Source organism: Streptomyces sp. NPDC058240 (genome assembly GCF_042882135.1).
In the GTDB taxonomy this organism is placed as follows: Bacteria; Actinomycetota; Actinomycetes; order Streptomycetales; family Streptomycetaceae; genus Streptomyces.
The window spans coordinates 1-1,011 of record NZ_JBHVWT010000171.1; the positions used below are offsets into that span (position 1 = coordinate 1).

Genomic DNA, 1,011 nt, shown 5'->3' on the forward strand with positions numbered 1-1,011 from the left:
CTAGTCTTCTGAGTCAGGAATTCTGTTCAGATAGCTGGCGAGGCGTTCGAGGATCTCGTCTGCGGTCTTGGTCCAGACGTAAGGTCTGGGGTCGGTGTTCCATGCGGCGATCCAGGTCCGGATGTCCTTCTCCAGGGCCTGGACAGATCTGTGGACGCCTCGCCTTATCTGCTTGTTCGTCAGCTCGGCGAACCATCGCTCCACCAGGTTGAGCCAGGACGATCCGGTGGGTGTGAAGTGCAGGTGGAACCGTGTGTGTGCCAGCAGCCAGGTCTTGATGGCCGGGGTCTTGTGGGTGGCGTAGTTGTCCAGCACCAGGTGGACCTCGAGGCCGGCCGGGACTTCCTTGTCGAGCTTGATGAGGAACTTCTTGAACTCCTCGGCGCGGTGGCGGCGGTGCAGGGAACCGATCACCTTGCCGGTGGCGACCTCCAGAGCGGCGAACAGGGTGGTGGTGCCGGCGCGTACGTAGTCATGGGTGGTCCGCTGCGGAACCCCGGGCATCATCGGCAGCACCGGCTGAGAGCGGTCCAGGGCCTGGATCTGCGACTTCTCGTCGACGCAGAACACCAAAGCTCTCTCAGGCGGGTCCAGGTAGAGGCCGACGACGTCGTGGACCTTGTCGATGAAGTACGGATCCGTCGACAGCTTGAACGTCTCCGAGCGGTGCGGCTGCAGGCCGAACGCCCGCCAGATCCGCGACACGGTCGACTGCGACAGGCCCAGTTCCTTCGCCATCGAACGCGTCGACCAGTGGGTTGCATTCTTCGGCGTGGACTCCAGCGTCCTGGCGACCAGCGCCGCCACCTGCTCGTCCGTCACCGTCCGCGGGCCACCCGGACGCGGCATGTCACCCAGCCCGGCAATTCGATACTGCACGAACCGGGCCCGCCAGCGGCCCACCGCATGGGGCGTGGCCCCGAGCTGAGCGGCCACGTCCTTGTTCGAGGCACCCTGGGCGCAGGCCAGGATAATCCGACACCGCAGGGCCCACGCCTGCGGTGTCGAACG

At 65.3% G+C, this 1,011-nt stretch carries 1 protein-coding gene; it reads right to left on the bottom strand.

All coding sequences use genetic code 11. The annotated features are described in order from the left end of the window. Window positions 1-1,011 (bottom strand): IS630 family transposase (locus ACFVX4_RS42195; protein ID WP_389988886.1); only part of this gene is annotated, 1,011 nt, incomplete at its 5' end.